Raw genomic sequence first — 20,379 nt, 5'->3', positions numbered from 1 at the left:
TTCACAAGAGAGTGAGGCGCCGCACATTCCACGAATGTGACCCTGCGTCAGAAACACCATCGCGGAGTTCAGTAGTCGCTGACCAGCAGGTGAACCGGGGGCTCGTCCTCGTGGACGGTGGCGAAACGCCCGATGGGCGCGGCGAAGATATTGTCGGTCAGGTCGTCGTTCACCGTCGAGACCTCGCCGATCAGCACCGGCCCGCCCTCGGCCCAGAACTCGTGCCAGTCGCCCGGACGCAGCGTCACGGATTCGCCCGGCGCCAGCCGCAGCACGCCGCCCGGCGCGATCTCGCGCGCGATGCCGTCGCAATCGACCCGGCAGGGCGCATTGCGGTCCATGCGGCCCTGCGCGTCCGACCCGCAAAGCCGGATGGCCAGCGTCGCGCCCCAGCGGTTGATGATGTCCTCGGTCTTGATGGCATGGGTATGCATCGGGCTGATCTGGTTTTCCTGCGAGATCAGCAGCTTTTCGGCATAGACCATGCCCCTGCCCGCCTGCAGCTCGGCAAGCCGGCCGTTCCTGAGCGTGAACAGGAACAGGCCCAGCCGATCGAAATCGCCCTGGCCGTAATCGGTGATGTCCCAGCCCAGCCGGCCGCCGCGAATCGCCGGCGTGGCGCGGACGCGAAACTCCTCGGGGCTCCAATGGGCGAATGGCGGCAGGTGGAAGCCTGCCTTGCCGATCAGCTCGGCCGCCTCGGCCATGATGCGGTTGATGCGCGAGCGTTCCACGATGCCCTCCCTAGATCCAGCGCCTGACCTGCATCCTATAGCGGTCATAGGCGGGACCGAAAGCGGCGGCGATGACGGCTTCCTCGCGCAGGATGAAGCGGCGCTGCAGGAACAGGGCGAAGGCCGGCACCGTGACCAGCCCCGCCGGCGCGGCCAGCGCCAGCATCAGCCCGGCCAGCAGAATCAGGTCGGCCAGATAGATCGGATTGCGCGAAAAGCGGAACGGGCCGCCCGTCACCAGCGCCTCGGGCCGGCGGCCGGGCATGACGGTGGTGCGCGCCCGCCACATGGTCAGCGCCGCCCAGAGCATCAGCCCCAGCCCCGCCGCGACCAGCAACAGGCCCAGCCCGCGCAGCGCCGGCGGCAGGCCCAGCGGCACCAGCCGACCCAGCGCCGCCCCGGCCGATGCGAACAGCACCAGCCAGACCGGCGGCAGGCCGGCCAGCCGCGCGATCATGCCGCGCGGCTCGTCTGTTCGGCCTTGGCCTGCAGGCGGCGGGCGTGCAGCACCGGCTCGGTATAGCCCGAGGGCTGCATGCGGCCCAGGAAGACCAGGTCGCAGGCCGCCTGGAAGGCCACGCCGTCAAAGCCCGGCGCCATCGGCGCATAGGCCGGGTCGTCCGCGTTCTGGCGGTCCACCACCGCGGCCATCTTGCGGAAGGCGTCCATGACCTGCCGGTCGGTGACGATGCCGTGATGCAGCCAGTTCGCCAGCGACTGGGCCGAGATGCGCAGCGTGGCGCGGTCCTCCATCAGGCCGACGTCGTTGATGTCGGGCACCTTCGAGCAGCCGACGCCCTGGTCGATCCAGCGCACGACATAGCCCAGGATGCCCTGGCAGTTGTTCTCCAGCTCGCGGGCGATCTCGGCCTCGCTGTAGTTGCGGCCGCCGGCCAGCGGGATGGTCAGCAGGTCGTCGAGCCGCAGGGGCCGGCGCGCCGCAGCGATCTGGGCCTGGCGGGCAAAGACGTCGACCTTGTGGTAATGCGTCGCATGCAGGGTCGCGGCGGTCGGGCTGGGCACCCAGGCGGTGTTGGCACCGGCCATGGGATGGGCGATCTTCTGCTCCAGCATCTCGGCCATGCGGTCGGGGATCGCCCACATGCCCTTGCCGATCTGCGCCTTGCCGGCCAGCCCGCAGGCCAGGCCGATGTCGACGTTGCGATCCTCGTAGGCCGAGATCCAGGGCTGCGCCTTCATCTCGCCCTTGGCCAGCATCGCGCCCGCCTCCATCGAGGTGTGGATCTCGTCCCCGGTGCGGTCGAGGAAGCCGGTATTGATGAAGGCCACGCGATGCTTCGCGGCGCGGATGCATTCCTTGAGGTTGGCCGAGGTGCGGCGCTCCTCGTCCATGATGCCCAGCTTGACGGTATGGCGCGGCAGGCCCAGCACATCCTCGACGAAATCGAAGATCTCGCAGGCGAAGGCGACCTCCTCGGGGCCGTGCATCTTGGGCTTGACCACATAGATCGACTGCGTGACCGAGTTCTTCGGCCCCTCGCGGTCCAGGTCGCGCTTGGCGCAAAGCGTCGTGACCATGGCGTCCAGCAGGCCCTCGTAGACCTCGCCGCCGTCGCGGTCCAGCACGGCGGGGGTGGTCATCAGGTGGCCGACATTCCTGACCAGCATCAGGGCGCGGCCCTTGGCGGTGACTTCCGAGCCGTCGGGCGCGGTGAAGGTCACGTCGGGGTTGAGGCGGCGGGTAAAGGTCTTGCCGCCCTTCTCGACCTCTTCGGCCAGGGTGCCGTCCATCAGGCCCAGCCAGTTGGCATAGGCCAGCGCCTTGTCCTCGCCATCGACGCAGGCGACGGAATCCTCGCAATCCATGATCGCCGACAGCGCCGATTCGATCACGATGTCCGAGATGCCCGCCTTGTCCTGCGCGCCGACCGGGGTCGAGGCGTCGATGACGATGCGGATCAAGAGCCCGTGGTTCTTCAGGAAGATGTCGGTCGGGTTGGCGCCGTCGCCGCGATGGCCGGCGAACTTGGCCGGCTCGCGCAGCGCCGGGACCAGCGCGCCGTCCGTGACCGACAGCGCCTCGATCCCCGCCCAGGAGCCCTCGGCCAAGGGCGCGGCGGTGTCGAGGAAATCGCGGCCCCAGGCGATGACGCGGGCGCCGCGGGCGGCGTCATAGCCCTTGCCCTGCGGCAGGTCGCCCAGGGCATCGGTGCCGTAAAGCGCATCATAGAGGCTGCCCCAGCGGGCATTGGCGGCGTTCAGCGCATAGCGCGCATTGGTGATCGGCACCACCAGCTGCGGCCCGGCCACGCTGGAGAATTCCGGGTCGGTCTCGGGCGTCTCGATCTGGAAATCCTCGCCCTCGGGGACCAGGTAGCCGATCTCGGCCAGGAAATCGCGATAGGCGCCGGCGTCCTTGGGTTCGGCGCGATGGGCGATATGCCAGGCGTCGATGGCCGATTGCAGCTCCTCGCGCCGCTCCAGCAGCGCCCGGTTGCGCGGCCCGAAATCGTGGAGCAGGGCCGAAAGCCCCTCCCAGAACCGGCGCGGCTCGACGCCGCTGCCGGGTAGCGCACGCTCGTTGATGAAGGCGGCAAGCGTCTCGTCCACCCGCAATCCTGCCTTTTCCACGCGACCCATCGCACTTCCCCTTGCTTCAATTGTCCGGCTGGCTTTGGTGTGCCGTGGTATGCCAAACGGCGCAGGGTTTCAACCGGCCCGACCTTCAATGATCCCGCAATTCTGCCTTGCGTAAAAATTGAAAACCGCCGTCCGAGTGACCGGACGGCGGCACGCACCCGCATGGGACGATCAGTTCGCCGGCGGCGTGGTGGTGGTTTCGCCGGCCGGCGGCGTCACCGGGGCCGCCGGCTCTTCCACGGTGATGGCGTCGTCCAGCGCCTCGCCGGCATCCTGCATCGCCTCGCCCGCGGCCTCGGCGGCATTGTCGGCGGCTTCCTGCGCGGCGGTCGCGGCCTCGCCCGCGGCTTCCGCGGCGTCCTGGGCGGCGTCGCCGGCGGCGGCAGCGGCATCATCGGCCGCCTCGCCCATCGCCTCGCCCGCGGCTTCGGCACCGCTTTCGACGGCGGTGGCAGCGTCGCTCGCGGCCTCGCCGGCGGCATCGGCGGCGTCCTCGGCAGCGGCGGCCGCATCGTCAGCCGCATCCGAGGCGGCTTCGGCCGGGGTTTCGGTCGTGGTGGCATCCGTCGCGGCCGGCGCGGTCGTGGTTCCCGGCACGTCCGCGGTGGTGTCCGCGGGCTCGGTCGTGGTCACGGCGGCATCCTCGCCGGTGGTTGCGCCCTCGTCGCGGCCCATGAAATACTGCAGCACGAAATAGGCGATGGCCAGGGCCAGCAGGATGCCGATGATCAGCGGCAGCGGCGAGGCGCGCCGCTCGACCGGCTCGACATAGGTCTCGGGCGCCGCGGCCGGGCGCTGGGGATCGGTGCCCTCGGTCCGCTTCGGATCGTTCGGGTCGTAATGGGCCATTCTTGTTCCTCGCTCTTCTGGTTGGCGCTTGCGGCTGGTCGGCCGGGGACGGACCCCGGCTTGCGACCCGGCTATCCTGCGTCTAACACTTGGGTTTCGCACAAGTTCCGCCGTGCCGCCGATTTTTTTCGCCTGCCATGAGGTGCCCCATGACCGTCACGCAATATCTCGCCGATTGGCGCCCCTATCCCTTCGAGATCGCCGAGACGCGGCTGGAATTCGACCTCGCCCCCCGCGCGACGCGGGTGCGCTCGCAGATCGACTTCCGCCGCAAGGGCGCGGGCGACCTGGTGCTGGACGGCGCGGGGCTGAAAACGCTGTCTTTGGCGATCGACGGCAAGCCGCTCGACCCCGCGGGCGCGACGGGCGGGCGGCTGGTGATCCCCGCCGCCGACCTGCCCGACGCCTTCACCTTCGCCGCCGAGGTCGAGATCGACCCCGAGGCCAATACCGCGCTGGAGGGGCTGTATCTGTCCGGCGGCATGTTCTGCACCCAATGCGAGGCCGAGGGCTTTCGCCATATCACCTGGTATCCCGACCGCCCCGACGTGATGGCGCCTTTCCGCGTCACCATCCGCTCGGACAAGCCGGTGCTGCTGTCGAACGGCAACCCGGTCTCGCAGGGGGCGGGTCAGGCCGTCTGGCACGACCCCTGGCCGAAGCCCGCCTATCTCTTCGCGCTGGTCGCGGGCGATCTGGTGGCGGTGCCCGACAGCTTCACCACCATGTCGGGCCGCCAGGTGGCACTGAACGTCTGGGTGCGGCCGGGCGACCAGGACCGCGCCGGCTATGCCATGGAATCGCTGATCCGCTCGATGAAATGGGACGAAGAGGCTTACGGCCGCGAATACGACCTCGACGTGTTCAACATCGTCGCCGTGGATGATTTCAACATGGGCGCGATGGAGAACAAGGGGCTGAACATCTTCAACTCCAAGCTGGTGCTGGCCAGCGCCGAAACCGCGACCGACGGCGATTACGAGCGCATCGAGGGCGTGATCGGCCATGAATATTTCCACAACTGGACCGGCAACCGCATCACCTGCCGCGACTGGTTCCAGCTGTGCCTGAAAGAGGGGCTGACGGTGTTCCGCGACCAGCAGTTCACCTCGGACATGCGCTCGGCCGCGGTCAAGCGCATCCATGACGTCCAGACCCTGCGCGCGCGCCAGTTCCGCGAGGATGCCGGGCCGCTGGCGCATCCGCCGCGCCCGGACCACTATCAGGAGATCAACAATTTCTACACCGCCACGGTCTATGAAAAGGGCGCCGAGGTCATCGGCATGCTCAAGCGGCTGGTGGGCGATCAGGGCTATCGCCGCGCGCTCGACCTCTATTTCGACCGCCACGACGGCCAGGCCTGTACCATCGAGGACTGGATCAAGGTCTTTCAGGACGCCACCGGCCGCGACCTGGCCCAGTTCAAGCGCTGGTATACCGATGCCGGCACGCCGCGGCTGACGCTTTCCGAGAACTGGCGCGACGGCACGCTCACGCTGGATTTCCGCCAGGAAACCGCGCCGACCCCCGGCCAGCCGGACAAGCCGCCACGGGTGATTCCCATCGCGCTCGGCCTGATCGGCCCGAATGGCGACGAGGTGCTGCCGACCACGGTGCTGGAGATGACCGAGGCCCGGCAGAGCTTCCGCTTCGGGGACCTGGGCGCGCGGCCGGTGGTTTCGCTCCTGCGCGGCTTTTCGGCGCCGGTGACGGTCTCGCGCGAGATCGCGGCGGACGAACAGGCGCTGCTGCTTGCGCATGACACCGACCCCTATGCCCGCTGGCAGGCCGGCCACGACCTGGCGCTGGACGCGCTGATCGCGCGGTCCACCGGGGCCGAGGGCGGCGCCGAGTTCAGCCGCGCCATCGGTGGGCTGCTCGACGATGCCGAGGCCGACCCGGCCTTTGCCGCGCTCTGCCTGTCCCTGCCCGGCGAGGAAGAGATCGCGACCACCATCGCCGCCCGCGGCGAGATCCCGGACCCGGACGCGATCCATGCCGCGCGCGAGGCACTGGCCCGCGACATCGCCTCGGCGCATGAACCGGCGCTGGCCCGGCTCTACGAGGCGATGACGACCCCCGGCCCCTATCGCCCCGATGCCGAGGGCGCGGGGCGGCGCAGCCTGCGGCTCGCCTGCCTGGGCCTTCTGTCGCGCATCGACGGGGCCGCGCGGGCCGAGGCGCTGTTCGCCGCCGCCTCGAACATGACCGAGCGGCAGGGCGCGCTGGAATGGCTGATCGCGGCCGGCAGGGACGCCGAGGCGCTGGCGGCCTTTGCGCGGGAATTCGCCGGGAACCGCCTGGTCATGGACAAGTGGTTCATGGTCCAGCCGCTGCGCGCCGCGCCCGGCCAGGCGGTGGCCCGCGCCCACGACCTTGCGGCGCGGCCGGATTTCGACTGGAAGAACCCCAACCGCTTCCGCGCCCTGATCGGCGGGCTCGGCGCGAACCACGCCGCCTTCCACGCCGCCGACGGCTCGGGCTACGATTTCACCGTGGACTGGCTGATGCGGCTCGACCCGGTGAACCCGCAGACCACCGCGCGCATGTGTTCGGCCTTCGAGACCTGGACCCGCTACGACGCCACCCGCCAGGCCCATGCCCGCGCCGCGCTTGGCCGGCTGGCGGCGATGCCGGGCCTGTCGCGCAACACCTCCGAGATGGTTACGCGCATCCTTGCCGGTGGCGCCTGACCATGATCGAACCACTCTTGCGGGCATCTTGCGGGCACGGCAATACTGCCCCCATGGATGCCCGCGAGGACATGAAACGCCGTCTCGATCCGCTGATTGCCGAGCGGGCGCCCTGGCTTTTTTCGGGCCGCCGGCACCATGCGCTGGCGCGGCAGCTGCTGATGCGGCTCCTGCGCTATCCGCGCACCTTGGAGCTGGCGGCGGAATATCGCGACCTGCCCACGGACGAGGTCATGCGCCGCATCGCCGGGCTGATCCTGCGCGACCTGCGGGTCGAGGGGATCGAGCATATCCCGGCCACCGGCCCGGCGCTGATCGTGTCGAACCACCCGACCGGGATCGCCGACGGGATCGTGCTGAACGCGGTGATCGCTGCGGTGCGGGATGATCTTTTCGTCTATGCCAATCACGACATCCTGCGCATCCTGCCGCAATTCGACAGCCTGATCGCCCCGGTGGAATGGCGCGCCGAAAAGCGCAGCCATGCCAAGACCCGCGCCACGATGGACTATACGCGCGAGGCGCTGGAGCGCGGGCGGATCGGTCTGATCTTCCCCTCGGGCCGGCTGGCCAAGCGCCGGGGCCTGAGCCTGCACGAACGGCCCTGGATGGCCAGCGCAGCGATGATCGCACGCAAGTTCGATGCGCCCATCATCCCGCTGCGGATCCGGGCGCGCAATTCGGCGCTGTTCTACCTGCTTGACGCGATCCACCCGACGCTGCGCGACGTGACGCTGTTCAACGAGGTGCTGAACAAGGCGGGCCAGCCCTTCCGCGTGACCATCGGCGCCCCGATCCCGGCCGCGTCGCTGCCCGGCCGCAGCGAGGACGGCATCGCGCTCTTGCGCGATACGGTGCTGGGACTGCCCGCGCCGGGCCAGAACGCGGTGCGCATGTCGCAGATCCGCGGGCTGTTCCAGCGCCGCCACGCGCTTGCCAAGCCGCGCCCGATCGAGTGAACTGCGACGCCGGCCTCATGATCGGTGTCGCAGATGGGTATTTATGGAACGAAGAAGCCCGGTGCCGCTTTCCGAAATTCAGCGCGGCACCGGGCTTCTTCGTTCTTCAAATACCCATGCGACCGCGACGCAGAAGCTACGGCCCAAGAAGATCACACCACCATGTCGTCGCGATGGACCAGCGCGGCCCGGCCGGGATAGCCGAGGATGCCCTCGATCTCGTCGCTGCGATGGCCGGCGATGGCGCGCGCCTCGGTCGAGGAATAGCGCACGAGGCCGCAGGCCAGCCGTGCGCCCTTGCCGTCCTGCACCACCACCGGATCGCCCCGGCCGAAGCGGCCCGAGACGGCGGTGACGCCGGCCGGCAGCAGCGACTTGCCCTGCCCCAGCGCCAGCGCGGCGCCGGCATCGACGGTGATCTCGCCCTTGGGCTTCATCGCCGCGATCCAGCGCTTGCGCGCGGCCTGCGGGTCGGTGTCTGGCAGGAACCATGTCACCCGCGCGCCACTCGCCACGGCGGAAAGCGGGTTCAGCACCGAGCCCTCGGCGATGGCCATGGCGCAGCCGCCCGCCACCGCCGTACGCGCCGCCATCAGCTTGGTCTTCATGCCGCCCTTGCTGACGCCCGAGATCGGGTCGCCGCCCATGGCCTCGATCTCGGGCGTGATCTGCTGGACCACTGGCAGGTGACGCGCAGCGGGGTCGGTCTTGGGATTGGCGGTATAGAGCCCATCGACGTCGGACAGCAGCAGGAGTTGGTCGGCCCCGCAGGTCACGGCGATCTGCGCCGCCAGCCGGTCGTTGTCCCCGAAGCGGATCTCGTCGGTCGCCACGGTGTCGTTCTCGTTCACGATCGGCACCACGCCGAGGCCCAGGAGCGTCTGCATGGTCGCGCGGCTGTTGAGATAGCGGCGCCGGTCGGTGGTGTCGTCCAGCGTCACCAGCAGCTGCGCGGTCTTGACGCCATGCGGCGCCAGCGCCTCTTCATAGGCGCGGGCGAGCTTGATCTGGCCCACCGCCGCCGCCGCCTGCGACTGCTCGACCCGCAGGGGACCGGCGGGCAGGCCCAGCACCTGCCGCCCCAGCGCGATGGCGCCCGAGGAAACCAGCACCACGTCCGTCCCCCGCCCCCGCGCCCGCGCCACGTCGTCGCAAAGCGCGCGCAGCCATTCGGCGCGCAGCCCCGCGCCGTTCACCAGCAGCGCCGAGCCGATCTTGACCACCAGCCGCTGCGCGCGGCCCAGTTCCGGCGTCACGGCTGCCACGGCTTGTCTTCCTTGTCGGCGGCGGGCTTGCGCGAGGGCGCGATCCGCGACCAGAGTGCGCGCAAGACCTCGGTCACGCCTTCGCGCGAGACGCCGGACATCAAGAGCACCGGGCCGCCGATCTCGGCCTCGAGCGCCGCCTTGCGCTCGGCCAGCGTCTCGGGGTCGAGCGCATCGATCTTGTTCAGCGCCGTCACCCGCGGCTTTTCGGCCAGAGCCGGGGAATAGGCCTGAAGCTCGGTCAGGATGGTGCGGGCGTCCTGCGCCACGTCCTCGGCCGTGCCGTCGACCAGGTGCAGAAGCACGCGCGAGCGCTCGACATGGCCCAGGAACTGGTCGCCCAGGCCCCGACCCTCGGAAGCGCCCTCGATCAGGCCGGGGATGTCGGCCATGACGAATTCATGCCCGTCCACCCCCACGACGCCCAGGTTCGGGTGCAACGTGGTAAAGGGATAGTCCGCGATCTTGGGCCGCGCGTTCGACACCGCGGCAAGGAAGGTCGATTTCCCGGCATTCGGCAGGCCCACCAGCCCGGCATCGGCGATCAGCTTCAGCCGCAGCCACAGCGTGCGCTCGACCCCCGGCTGGCCGGGGTTGGCGTGGCGCGGCGCGCGGTTGGTCGAGCTTTTGAAATGCAGGTTGCCGAAGCCGCCGTTGCCGCCCCTGGCCAGCAGCACCCGCTGGCCCGGCTCGGTCAGGTCGGCGACCACGGTTTCCTGGTCCTCTTCCAGGATCTCGGTGCCGACCGGCACGCGCAACACGATGTCGTCTCCCGAGGCGCCGGTGCGCTGCGCGCCCATGCCATGCCCGCCCGACTTGGCGAAGAAATGCTGCTGGAAGCGAAAGTCGATCAGCGTGTTCAGCCCCTCGACCGCCTCGGCCCAGACATCGCCGCCATTGCCGCCGTCGCCGCCGTCCGGCCCGCCATATTCGATGAACTTCTCGCGGCGGAAGGATACGCAGCCCGCGCCCCCGCCGCCCGAGCGGACATAGACCTTGGCGAGATCGAGGAATTTCACGGGCGCAATCCTGTCAGCTATGGCAAAGCCGTGGGATACGCGCTTGGCCGTTTTCGTGCAAGTGGCGTGACTTTCCCCCGTCCCGCGAATTAGATGGGCCGGCGACGAACGAGTGGAGACGCCATGCCGGTCCTGACCTATGCCACGCTTTTCACCGCCATCACGCTTGAAGTGGTCGGCACCACCTTCCTGCAGCGCAGCGAGCAGTTCACCCGGCTTGTCCCCACCCTGCTGATGGGCCTGTGCTATGCGGGCTCGTTCTATTTCCTGTCGCTGGCCTTGCGGGCCATGCCGCTGGGCATCGCCTATGCGATCTGGAGCGGTCTGGGGATCGTGCTGGTCTCGCTGATCGGGCTTGTCGTCTTTGGCCAGAGGCTGGATTTCGCGGCGGTGGTCGGGCTTTCCATGATCGTCGCGGGTGTCGTCATCGTGAACCTGTTCTCGGGCAGCGTGACGCATTGAATCGCCTCCACCCTTAACATTCCGGCAATCGGGTCTAGATTAATGTCCGAAGGGAGGGCCGCGATGATCCACTTCGACAACAGCTATGCCCGACTGCCGGAAGGTTTCTTCACCCGCACCCGCCCGACCCCGGTGCGCGACCCGCAGCTTGTGGCGCTGAACCGGCCCCTGGCCGAGCGGCTGGGCTTCGACGCCGACTGGCTTGCCAGCCCCGAAGGCGTGGCCATGCTGGCCGGCAACGCCCTGCCCGAGGGGGCCGAACCCATCGCCCAGGCCTATGCCGGCCACCAGTTCGGCGGCTTCGTGCCGCAGCTGGGCGACGGGCGCGCGGTCCTGCTGGGCGAGGTGGTGGCGCCGGATGGGGCGCGCTTCGACATCCAGCTGAAGGGTGCCGGGCCGACGCCCTTCTCGCGCCGGGGCGACGGCCGGGCCTGGCTGGGCCCGGTGCTGCGCGAATACCTGGTCAGCGAATTCATGGCCGCATTCGGCATCCCGACCACGCGCGCCCTTGCGGCCGTCACCACCGGCGAGACGGTGATCCGCGAGACGCTGCTGCCCGGCGCGGTGCTGACCCGCGTCGCCGCCAGCCATATCCGCGTCGGCACCTTCGAATTCTACGCCGCCCGCGGCGACCGGCAGCGGCTGCAACTGCTGGCCGACCACGTCATCGCCCGCCACTATCCCGATGCCTCGGGCGCGGCCGACCTGCTGCAGCGCGTGGTCGAGCGGCAGGCCGCGACCATCGCCGGCTGGATGGCGCTCGGCTTCATCCACGGGGTGATGAACACCGACAACATGTCGGTCTCGGGCGAGACCATCGACTACGGCCCCTGCGCCTTCATGGACGGCTACCGCCCCGACAAGGTGTTCAGCTCGATCGACGCCCAGGGCCGCTACGCCTGGAACGAACAGCCCAACATCGCGGTCTGGAACCTGGCGCAATTCGCCAGTTGCCTGGTGCCCCTGATGGGCAACGACGACGCGGCAGTGGCCGAGGCCACGCGCATCGTCCACAGCTTCCCTGGGCTCTACCAGGCGGAATGGCTGAAGCGCTTTGCCGCCAAGCTGGGCATCGCCGACCCTCGCCCCGAGGACCGGGCGCTGATCGAGCGGCTCTTGACGCTGATGGCGGCCGAGGAGGCGGATTTCACCCGCACCTTCGCCGGGCTGGCCGACGGCCGCGCCCGCGACGAATTCGCGGCGCCCCAGCAGTTCGACGCCTGGGCCGAGGGCTGGCGGTCGCGCATCCGCGACCTTGCGGACGCAAGCCAGGTCATGGCGCGCGCCAACCCGCGCCGCATCCCGCGCAACCACCGCATCGAGGAGGTCATCGCCGCCGGGCGCGAGGGCGATTACGCGCCCTTCCACGCGCTCGACGCGGCGCTGCGCGCGCCCTTCCAGGACCGGCCGGAATGGGACGGCTTCGCGCAGGCCCCTGCCCCCGATGAGATCGTCCGTCGCACCTTCTGCGGCACCTGAGCAGCAGCGAAAGGCCCAATGCCGAAAAGCCCCGACCATCCGAGCCCCGACCACCTTCGCCTGGCCAGCTACAACCTGCACAAGTGCCGCGGCATGACCGGCCCGCACGCGCCCGAGCGCAACCTGCGCGTCATCGCCGAACTGGATGCCGACGTGATCGCCCTGCAAGAGGTCGATTTCCGCTTCGGCGCCCGCCCCGAGGCGCTGCCGCGCGCGCTGATCGAAAAGACCACCGGCATGGTCCCCGCCCCCTTCCTGGGCACCGGCGAGAATTCGCTGGGCTGGCACGGCCAGACCATCCTGCTGCGCCCCGAACTGCGCGAGAGGGCCGAGATCCGCCGCCTGCCCCTGCCGGGGATCGAGCCCAGGGGCGCGCTGGTGCTGCGCCTGCCGGGGCTGACGGTGGTGGCGGTGCATCTGGGGCTGATGCGCTCGTCGCGCCGCGCCCAGCTGTCGCGCATCATCGCCCAGGCGCGGCGCATCGGCCACGACCGCATGGCGCTGACCGGCGATTTCAACGAATGGCACGATTCGCGCGGGCTGGAGGCGCTGGAGGCGCTACGCGTCGTCACCCCCGGCCCCAGCTGGCCCGCGCCCTTCCCGCGCCTGCGCTACGACCGCTTCGCCGTCTCGCGCAGCATCGAGGTGCTGGATTGCGGCGTGCTGGACAACGAGATGGCGCGGGCGGCCTCGGACCACCTGCCGATCTGGGCCGACCTCGCCGTAGATGCGCATGAAGAGGTGCCGCGCGGCTACCAGCCGGCGCGCGTCACCTCGCGCATTCCCGGCGAGGATGGGGTGGCCGGGGCGGATTGACGCTTTTCTGCAATTGCGAAGGCGGTTAAACAGCGCCAAAGCTCGTCAGCCAAGGGGGACGCAGACATGACCGCCATCATCGACATATTCGCGCGCGAGATTCTGGACAGCCGGGGCAACCCGACGGTCGAGGTCGATGTGACGCTGGAAGACGGCACCATGGGCCGGGCGGCGGTGCCCTCGGGCGCCTCGACCGGCGCGCATGAGGCGGTCGAGAAGCGCGACGGCGACAAGGCCCGCTACATGGGCAAGGGCGTGCTGGAAGCCGTCGCCGCCGTCAACGGCGAGATCGCCGAGAACCTGATCGGCGAGGACGCGACCGAACAGGTCGCCATCGACCGGATGATGATCGAGCTGGACGGCACCCCGAACAAGGGCCGCCTGGGCGCCAATGCCATCCTGGGCGTCTCGCTGGCGGTGGCCAAGGCCGCGGCCGAGGCCTGCACCCAGCCGCTCTACCGCTATGTCGGCGGCGCCGGCGCCCGCGTGCTGCCGGTGCCGATGATGAACATCATCAACGGCGGCGAACATGCCGACAACCCCATCGACATCCAGGAATTCATGATCATGCCGGTTTCGGCGGAGAACATCCGCGAAGCCGTGCGCATGGGCTCGGAAGTCTTCCACACGCTGAAGAAGGAACTCTCGGCGGCGGGCCTCGCCACCGGCGTCGGCGACGAGGGCGGCTTCGCGCCGAACCTCAGCAGCACCCGCGACGCGCTGGACTTCATCCTCAAGGCCATCGAGAAGGCCGGCTACACCCCCGGCGACGACATCATGCTGGCGCTGGACTGCGCCTCGACCGAGTATTTCAAGGGCGGCAAGTATGAAATGGCCGGCGAGGGCAAGTCGCTGACCCCGGCCGAGAACGTCGCCTATCTCGAGGCGCTGTGCAACGACTACCCGATCCTGTCGATCGAGGACGGCTGTTCCGAGGACGACTGGGAAGGCTGGAAGCTCCTGACCGACACGCTGGGCGGCCGGGTGCAGCTGGTCGGCGACGACCTCTTCGTGACCAACCCGGCGCGCCTGGCCGAGGGCATCGCGCGGGGCTGCGGCAACTCGCTGCTGGTGAAGGTGAACCAGATCGGCACGCTGACCGAGACGTTGGATGCGGTGCGCATGGCCGACCGCGCGCGCTACACCTCGGTCATGTCGCACCGCTCGGGCGAGACCGAGGACGCGACCATCGCCGACCTGGCGGTGGCGACGAATTGCGGCCAGATCAAGACCGGCAGCCTCGCGCGCTCGGACCGGCTGGCGAAATACAACCAACTGATCCGCATCGAGGAAATGCTGGGCGCCGCAGCGGAATATGCCGGCAAGTCCATCCTGCGCGGCTGATCCGCAGGGCATCGCAACGAAGCAGGGCGGCCCGACGAGGCCGCCCTTTTTCATATCCACCAGCGATGCGTCAGCGCAAAGGCGCCAAGCGCAAGGCGGCGGCGGAACTCCGAGGGCGCGGCGCCGGCCAGCGCCTCGATCCCCCGCGGCGCCGCCTGCAATGCGGCCGGCACGCCCGCGCCGGCAAACAGCACCGGCGCCAGCCGGCGCGGCACAAGCCGACGCTGCGCCCTGGCCTCGGCAAGCTTCGTGCGGGCCCTGTCCGCGATCCGGGCCAGCGCCTCGGGCGAGGCGTCCCAAAGGCCCAGCCCCAGCCCCTGCAAGGCCGGCAGCGCGGCCAGCCAATGCGCCAACCCCGCCCCCTCGGCCTGGACGTCGACGATCTCGGCAACCTCCGGCTTTCTCCGTTTTCCAAATACCCCGCGGGGGTCCGGGGGCGCGAAGCCCCCGGCAGCCTCCCAGCCCAGGGCCTCGGCGGCGAAGCGCGCCAGCGGCACCGCCGTATCCCGCACATAGGCCGCGACGGCTTCGGGCCCGTCCAGCGGCTCGCGCGCCGCATCGCGGCGCCGCGCCTCGGCCAGCACGGCGAAGCCGGCGGCGCGCGGCCCCCAGGCCTCGGCCAGCGGCGTCAGCAGCTCATGCGACTGCGCCTTGCCGGCGCCGATGTCCTCCAACCGCTCGATCCACCATTGCAGCCGCATCTCGGCGATCAGCGGCTCGGTCGAGGCCAAGGGCGCACGCGCCAGCTCCAGGTTCAGCGCATAAAGCGTCAGCAGCCGCGGCCGCGCCTCGGCGGGGGCCAGCAGGCAGATGCCGAAGCGATCGGGATCGTGCTCGCGCAGCGCCTCGGCGCAATCGTCCAGGCTCATGCCGGCACCACCCGGTCGCGGACCAGCTTCCAGCGGATCGCATCGACCAGCGCCTCGAAACTGGCATCGACGATATTGGGCGAGACGCCCACGGTGGACCAGCGATGGCCCTGCCCGTCGGCGCTGTCGATGATGACCCGCGTCGCCGCCTCGGTGCCGCCGCCGGTGATGCGGACGCGGAAATCGACCAGGTGCATGTCGTCGATGGCCGCCTGATAGGGGCCCAGATCCTTGGCCAGCGCCCGCCACAGCGCGTTGACCGGGCCGCGGTCATGCCCCTCGGCATCCATGCTTTCGCTGACCGACAGCATGCGCTCGCCGCCGATCTGCACCACCACCACGGCTTCCGAGACGGAAATCCGTTTCCCCAGCGCATTCTTGCGCCGCTCGACGGTGACGCGGTAGCGCTCGACGGTGAAGTAATGCTGCATCCGGCCCAGTTCGGCGAGCGCCAGCAGCTCGAAGCTGGCCTGCGCGCCGTCATAGGCATAGCCGGCATCCTCGCGCGCCTTGACCAGGTCCAGGATGCGCGCCAGCGCCGGATCGTCGCGGCCGACCTCGATCCCCGCCTCGGCAAGGCGCGCGCGCAGGTTCGACTGCCCGGCCTGGTTCGACATCGGGATGATGCGCTCGTTGCCGACCGTGGCGGGGTCCACATGCTCGTAGGTCGCCGGGTTCTTCAGGATGGCGCTCGCATGCAACCCGGCCTTGTGGGCAAAGGCCGAAGCGCCGACATAGGGCGCGGGCCGGGCGGGCGGGCGGTTCAGGATCTCGTCCAGCCGGCGCGAGATGCGCGTGAGCCCGGCCAGCCCCTCGGCGGTGACGCCGGTTTCCAGCGCCGAGCGATAGGGCTCCTTCAGCAGCAGGGTCGGGATCAGGCTGGTCAGGCTCGCGTTGCCGCAACGCTCGCCCAGCCCGTTCAGCGTGCCCTGCACCTGCCGCGCCCCGGCATCGACCGCGGCAAGCGTGCAGGCCACGGCATTGCCGGTATCGTCATGGCAATGGATGCCCAGCCGGTCGCCGGGGATGCCGGCCGCGATCACCGCGCGCGTGACCTGCCCCACCCGTTCGGGCAGGGTGCCGCCGTTGGTGTCGCACAGCACGATCCAGCGCGCGCCCGCCTCCAGCGCCGCGCGCAGGCAGGCCAGGGCATAATCCGCGTCCTCGTCATGGCCGTCGAAGAAATGCTCGGCATCGAACAGCGCCTCGCGCCCCTGGGCCACCAGATGCGCAACCGAGACGCGGATATTGTCGAGGTTCTCCTCGAGCGGGATCCCCAGCGCCTCGCGGACATGGAAGGGATGGGTCTTGCCGACCAGGCAGACGGCCGGGGTGCCGGCATTCATCACCGCCGCCAGCACGTCGTCGTTGTCGGCCGAGCGACCGGCGCGCTTGGTCATGCCAAAGGCGGTCATGGTGGCGCGGGTCGCCGGGGCCTGGGCGAAGAAATCGCTGTCGGTCGGGTTGGCGCCAGGCCAGCCGCCCTCGATGTAATCGACGCCCAGCCGGTCCAGCATCTGCGCGATCTCGGCCTTTTCGGCGGCAGAGAACTGCACGCCCTGGGTCTGCTGCCCGTCGCGCAGCGTGGTGTCGTAAAGGTAAAGGCGCTGGCGCGTCATCGGGGCGGCCCCTTCGGCTGGCTGGTGTGCGGTTATTCGGGCAGTCCGGCGGCGTCGAAATCCGGGCCGGGCAGAAGCTCGACCCCGGCCGGGCCCATGCGCACCTCGACCCCGGCGGCCAGCAGGCGCTGCTTGAAGCCGTCCACCGCCGAGAAATCCTTGCTGGCCTTGGCCTCGGCACGCAGCGCCGCCATGCGCTCGGCCCAGGGCGACAGGTCGGGGCCCTCGGCGATCCAGCCGCCCAGATCCTCGGTCAGCAGGCCAAGCATGCGGGCGCCGGCCAGCAGGCCCGCGCCGTCGCCCTGCCCCGCCATCTCGTGCAAGGCCGCGATCGCACCCGCGGTATTGAGGTCGTCGGCAAGCGCGGCCAGGACGGCGGGTGCCGGGCTTGGCGCGGGGTCGATCCCCGCGACAAGGCCGCGCCAGCGGCGCAGCACGGCCTCGGCCTCGCGCGCCTTCTCGGCCGTCCAGTCCATCGGCTTGCGGTAATGCGTCGACAGCAGCACGAAGCGGATCACCTCGCCCGGAATGCCCTGGTCCAAGAGGTCGCGGACGGTGAAGAAATTGCCCAGGCTCTTGGACATCTTGCGCCCCTCGACCTGCAGCATCTCGTTATGCAGCCAGACGCGGGCGAAATCGCCATGCGGATGGGCGCAGCAGCTTTGCGCGATCTCGTTCTCGTGATGAGGGAATTGCAGGTCGATGCCGCCGGCATGGATGTCGAAGCTTTCGCCCAGCAATTCGTAGGACATGGCCGAGCATTCGATATGCCAGCCCGGACGGCCGCGGCCCCAGGGGCTGTCCCAGCCCGGCAGTTCCGCATCCGAGGGCTTCCACAGCACGAAATCCATCGGGTCTTCCTTGAAGGGCGCGACCTCGACGCGGGCGCCGGCGATCATGTCGTCGACCGAACGCCCCGAAAGCTTGCCGTAACCGGCAAAGCTGCGCACGCGGAACAGCACATGCCCGTCCTTGGCATAGGCATGGCCGCCCTGGACCAGCGTCTCGATCATGGCGATCATCTCGCCGATGTAATCGGTGGCGCGCGGCTCGTAATCGGGCCGCGCCGCCCCCAGCGCATCCATGTCGGCGTGATACCAGCCGATGGTTTCATGCGTGCGCTCGCGGATCAGCTCCTCGAGGCTGCCTTCGGCACCGGCCTCCTTGCGGGCCAGGGCGGCGGCGTTGATCTTGTCGTCCACGTCGGTGAAGTTGCGCACATAGGTGACATGGTCCGCGCCATGGACGTGGCGCAGCAGCCGCACCAGCACGTCGATCACCACCACGGGGCGCGCATTGCCCAGATGCGCCCGGTCATAGACCGTCGGCCCGCAGAGATAGAGCCGCACGTTCTGCGGGTCGATGGGCCGGAAAACCTCTTTCCGGCGCGTCCTGGTATTCGTCAGCCTGATCTCGACCATGACTTCCCCTTTGCGGGCGTCGTCAGGTCACCATGAACCGCCCGCCTGAATTTTCAGCCGGTAATGATGCAGCGGGTGGTGGCGGTTCCTGCCTTCATGCGCCCGCCTTAACGCATTGTCTTGCCTATGCCAAGAGAGGCTGCAAAACTTGGGCCATGAGCCGCGAACTGGTCAATGAAATCTGCGCCGCGCAGCCTGGGGCCGAATGGTCGGATCCCTGGGGCGGCGGCCATGATTGCTGGAAGATCGGCGGCAAGACCTTTGCCGTCACCGGCGCCATCGGCACCCATGTCTCGGTCAAGACCGACAGCGCCGAGACGGCCGAATTCCTGATCGAGACCGGCGTGGCCGAGCGCGCGGCCTATCTGCACCGCAGCTGGGTCGCGCTGCCGCTCGATTCGGCGCCCGACGAGCTGGCGCATCGCATCCGCCATTCCTATCGTCTGGTGCGCGGCGCCCTGCCCAGGAAGGTGCAGGCGGCCCTGCCGCCCCTGTAACCCGCCCCTGCGACGAAAATGGCCGGCCCCGAGAGGGAGCCGGCCAGAGGCGAAGGGCCGAGCGACTGGCCCCGCGCCAAGAACGATCGGCAAGGCGTCAGGCCGGAACCTGCGAGGCGAGCTGTTGCAGCAAGCCTTCCATCTGCTTGCAGAGCGCCTCTTCGGTGGTGTTTTGCTCGGTCGCGGCATCGGCCAGCGTCCGCTCGACGCCCATGGCCGAGACGGTGCCTTCCTTGCCCTTGGCCTCGGCGGCATCGCCCTTGGCGCTGTCGCCCGCCGGGATCATCGCCAGCAGCTTGGTCTGGATCTCGACCGCCTTGCCGTCGATATGGCCCTGCTCCTGGCAATAGGCCAGGACGCCCAGCTGGTTGCGCGCGCTTTCATAGGCGGCGGCGCTGTCCTGGGCCGGCACGGCGGCAGGCGCCTCGGTCGTGGCCGGGGCCTCGGGGGCGGCGGGCGCGGCCGGGGCCGTCTCTTGCGCCAGGGTCACGCCTGCGGTCAGGCCAAGGGCCAGGGCGGGCAGGATTGCGAAACGTGCGATCATCTCGATCTCCGTCTGTTGCGTGTGGGCGGACTGTGGCATGGGGTGGCCGGGGCCGCAAACCGGCTCGGCGGAATGCCGCGGCCGCTTACGCGCCGATCAGCGGAAAAGCACCAGCGAGCCCGGCGACCAGCTCACATTCGCGCGGGTGCCGACATCCTGCACCTCGCGGCCGAAGACGTTGCGCATGGCGATGCGCACCGGCCGCGCCTGGCCGTCGAAACCGGCCGAGCCGTCCAGCCGCACGTCGTAATAGGTCATGTCGCCGTAATAGACGACCTCGTCGATCACCCCCTCGGCCACCCGGTTCGCGCCCTGCGCGCCGGGCGCGACCAGCGACACCGCCTCGGGCCGGAAGCCGATCGAGGGGCCGTCGTCGCCCGGATCGGCCTGGCTGACATTGGCCAGGGGAATGTCGACGCGGCCCAGCCCCGGCGCCTCGATCTGCGCCGCATCGGCGGTCTCGCCCAGCACGCGGGCGGGCAGGAAGTTCATCACCCCGATGAAATTCGCCACCCGGCGGCTGGTCGGGCGGGCATAAAGCGCCTCGGGCCCGTCGAGCTGGGCGATCTGGCCCTCGAACATCACCGCGATGCGGTCGGACATGACCAGCGCCTCTTCCTGGTCGTGGGTGACAAGGACGAAGGTGATGCCGACCTGGCGTTGCAGCTTGATCAGCTCGACCTGCATCTGCTCGCGCATCTTGCGGTCCAGCGCCGAAAGCGGCTCGTCCAGCAGCAGCACCTTGGGCTTCAGGATCAGCGCGCGGGCCAGCGCCACCCGCTGCCGCTGCCCGCCCGACAGCGCATGGCTGGCGCGGCTGCCATAGCCTTTCAGCCCCACCATCTCCAGCGCCTGTTCGACCGCCGCCGCCTTTTCGGCGCGCGAGCGCGGGTCGCGGCGCAGGCCGAAGCCCACGTTCTCGGCCACGGTCAGGTGCGGGAAGATGGCATAGGACTGGAACACCATGTTGGTCGGCCGCCGGTTCGCCGGCACGTCCTGCATGTCCTGCCCGTCGATCAGCACCACGCCCGAGGAAATATCCTCGAACCCGGCGATGGTGCGCAGAAGCGTGGTCTTGCCGCAGCCCGAGGGCCCCAGCAGCGAAAAGAACTCGCCCGAGCGGATGGTCAGGTCGATGCCGCGCAGCGCGTGATAATCGCCGTAATGCTTTTGCACCCCGCGGATCTCGATCATCGGGCGCGCGCCGG

At 69.6% G+C, this 20,379-nt stretch carries 18 protein-coding genes; 7 read left to right on the top strand and 11 right to left on the bottom strand.

From position 1 onward, the window contains the following. Nucleotides 1-68: 68 nt before the first annotated feature. The 4 genes from KF941_RS14600 to KF941_RS14585 form a co-directional block, all read right to left on the bottom strand. Nucleotides 69-734, bottom strand: a complete 666-nt coding sequence (locus tag KF941_RS14600; protein ID WP_214273791.1) for a D-lyxose/D-mannose family sugar isomerase — start codon at nt 732-734, stop codon at nt 69-71. A 10-nt stretch (nt 735-744) separates the two neighbouring features. Further along, nucleotides 745-1,191 carry a methyltransferase gene (locus tag KF941_RS14595; RefSeq protein WP_072463517.1) on the bottom strand — a complete coding sequence of 149 codons (447 nt, stop codon included), beginning with the start codon at nt 1,189-1,191 and terminating at the stop codon, nt 745-747. Next, entirely contained in the window at nt 1,188-3,335 is a 2,148-nt protein-coding gene (locus KF941_RS14590) for a malate synthase G (RefSeq protein WP_214273790.1), read from the bottom strand. Before KF941_RS14590 ends, KF941_RS14595 begins: the two co-directional genes overlap by 4 nt. Before the next feature lie 171 nt (nt 3,336-3,506). Continuing rightward, nucleotides 3,507-4,184, bottom strand: coding sequence for a hypothetical protein (locus KF941_RS14585; RefSeq protein WP_214273789.1), 678 nt, complete (start codon nt 4,182-4,184; stop codon nt 3,507-3,509). Between the two features lie 149 nt (nt 4,185-4,333). Between KF941_RS14585 and pepN the strand changes: the two genes are divergently transcribed. Together pepN and KF941_RS14575 are read left to right on the top strand one after the other, a co-directional pair. Next, nucleotides 4,334-6,877, top strand: a complete 2,544-nt coding sequence (gene pepN, locus KF941_RS14580; RefSeq protein WP_214273788.1) for an aminopeptidase N — start codon at nt 4,334-4,336, stop codon at nt 6,875-6,877. A gap of 53 nt (nt 6,878-6,930) precedes the next feature. Next, on the top strand, nt 6,931-7,836 hold the full coding sequence (locus tag KF941_RS14575; RefSeq protein WP_214274590.1) for a lysophospholipid acyltransferase family protein: 906 nt from the start codon (nt 6,931-6,933) through the stop codon (nt 7,834-7,836). A gap of 152 nt (nt 7,837-7,988) precedes the next feature. On the opposite strand, the gene proB is transcribed toward KF941_RS14575, so the two are convergent. Continuing rightward, a complete protein-coding gene (proB, locus tag KF941_RS14570; protein ID WP_036754570.1) occupies nt 7,989-9,101 on the bottom strand; it encodes a glutamate 5-kinase in 1,113 nt (370 codons plus the stop codon). Next, on the bottom strand, nt 9,089-10,120 hold the full coding sequence (gene obgE / locus KF941_RS14565) for a GTPase ObgE (RefSeq protein ID WP_072463523.1): 1,032 nt from the start codon (nt 10,118-10,120) through the stop codon (nt 9,089-9,091). Before obgE ends, proB begins: the two co-directional genes overlap by 13 nt. A 123-nt stretch (nt 10,121-10,243) precedes the next feature. Between obgE and KF941_RS14560 the strand changes: the two genes are divergently transcribed. From KF941_RS14560 to eno, 4 genes are all read left to right on the top strand, one after another. Next, a complete protein-coding gene (locus KF941_RS14560; protein WP_072463524.1) occupies nt 10,244-10,582 on the top strand; it encodes a multidrug efflux SMR transporter in 339 nt (112 codons plus the stop codon). 63 nt (nt 10,583-10,645) lie between these two features. Continuing rightward, complete coding sequence (locus KF941_RS14555; protein ID WP_214273787.1) at nt 10,646-12,061, top strand: protein adenylyltransferase SelO; 1,416 nt, start codon at nt 10,646-10,648, stop codon at nt 12,059-12,061. Between the two features lie 18 nt (nt 12,062-12,079). After that, a complete protein-coding gene (locus KF941_RS14550; protein ID WP_036754585.1) occupies nt 12,080-12,877 on the top strand; it encodes an endonuclease/exonuclease/phosphatase family protein in 798 nt (265 codons plus the stop codon). Nucleotides 12,878-12,943: 66 nt separating this feature from the next. Further along, the gene (gene eno, locus KF941_RS14545; RefSeq protein ID WP_036754596.1) at nt 12,944-14,221 is read left to right on the top strand and encodes a phosphopyruvate hydratase; all 1,278 of its coding nucleotides are present in this window, start codon (nt 12,944-12,946) and stop codon (nt 14,219-14,221) included. Nucleotides 14,222-14,271: 50 nt separating this feature from the next. Here eno and KF941_RS14540 read toward each other — a convergent pair whose 3' ends face one another. Genes KF941_RS14540 through cysS form a run of 3 tightly spaced genes read right to left on the bottom strand, consistent with a single transcriptional unit; the run spans nt 14,272 to nt 18,130 of the window. After that, on the bottom strand, nt 14,272-15,090 hold the full coding sequence (locus KF941_RS14540) for a squalene/phytoene synthase family protein (protein ID WP_214273786.1): 819 nt from the start codon (nt 15,088-15,090) through the stop codon (nt 14,272-14,274). Then, nucleotides 15,087-16,709 (bottom strand): citramalate synthase, encoded by a 1,623-nt coding sequence (gene cimA / locus KF941_RS14535; protein WP_214273785.1) that lies wholly within the window; start codon nt 16,707-16,709, stop codon nt 15,087-15,089. Before cimA ends, KF941_RS14540 begins: the two co-directional genes overlap by 4 nt. Nucleotides 16,710-16,741: 32 nt before the next feature. Beyond that, on the bottom strand, nt 16,742-18,130 hold the full coding sequence (gene cysS, locus KF941_RS14530; protein WP_214273784.1) for a cysteine--tRNA ligase: 1,389 nt from the start codon (nt 18,128-18,130) through the stop codon (nt 16,742-16,744). Between the two features lie 155 nt (nt 18,131-18,285). Here cysS and KF941_RS14525 point away from each other — a divergent pair, with 155 nt between their 5' ends. Continuing rightward, nucleotides 18,286-18,627: an MmcQ/YjbR family DNA-binding protein gene (locus tag KF941_RS14525; protein WP_036754610.1), complete on the top strand. Its 342-nt coding sequence runs from the start codon at nt 18,286-18,288 to the stop codon at nt 18,625-18,627. A gap of 97 nt (nt 18,628-18,724) precedes the next feature. Here KF941_RS14525 and KF941_RS14520 read toward each other — a convergent pair whose 3' ends face one another. Both KF941_RS14520 and KF941_RS14515 read right to left on the bottom strand, forming a co-directional pair. Further along, a complete protein-coding gene (locus tag KF941_RS14520; protein WP_036754774.1) occupies nt 18,725-19,171 on the bottom strand; it encodes a pore-forming ESAT-6 family protein in 447 nt (148 codons plus the stop codon). A 96-nt stretch (nt 19,172-19,267) separates the two neighbouring features. Continuing rightward, nucleotides 19,268-20,365, bottom strand: coding sequence for an ABC transporter ATP-binding protein (locus KF941_RS14515; protein ID WP_214274589.1), 1,098 nt, complete (start codon nt 20,363-20,365; stop codon nt 19,268-19,270). Nucleotides 20,366-20,379 lie beyond the last annotated feature (14 nt).

The organism is Paracoccus sp. pheM1 (genome assembly GCF_018499825.1).
GTDB classification, from domain to species: Bacteria; Pseudomonadota; Alphaproteobacteria; order Rhodobacterales; family Rhodobacteraceae; genus Paracoccus; species Paracoccus versutus.
Note: the sequence above shows the minus strand (reverse complement) of the source record. Positions and strands in the feature narration are given on the sequence as shown.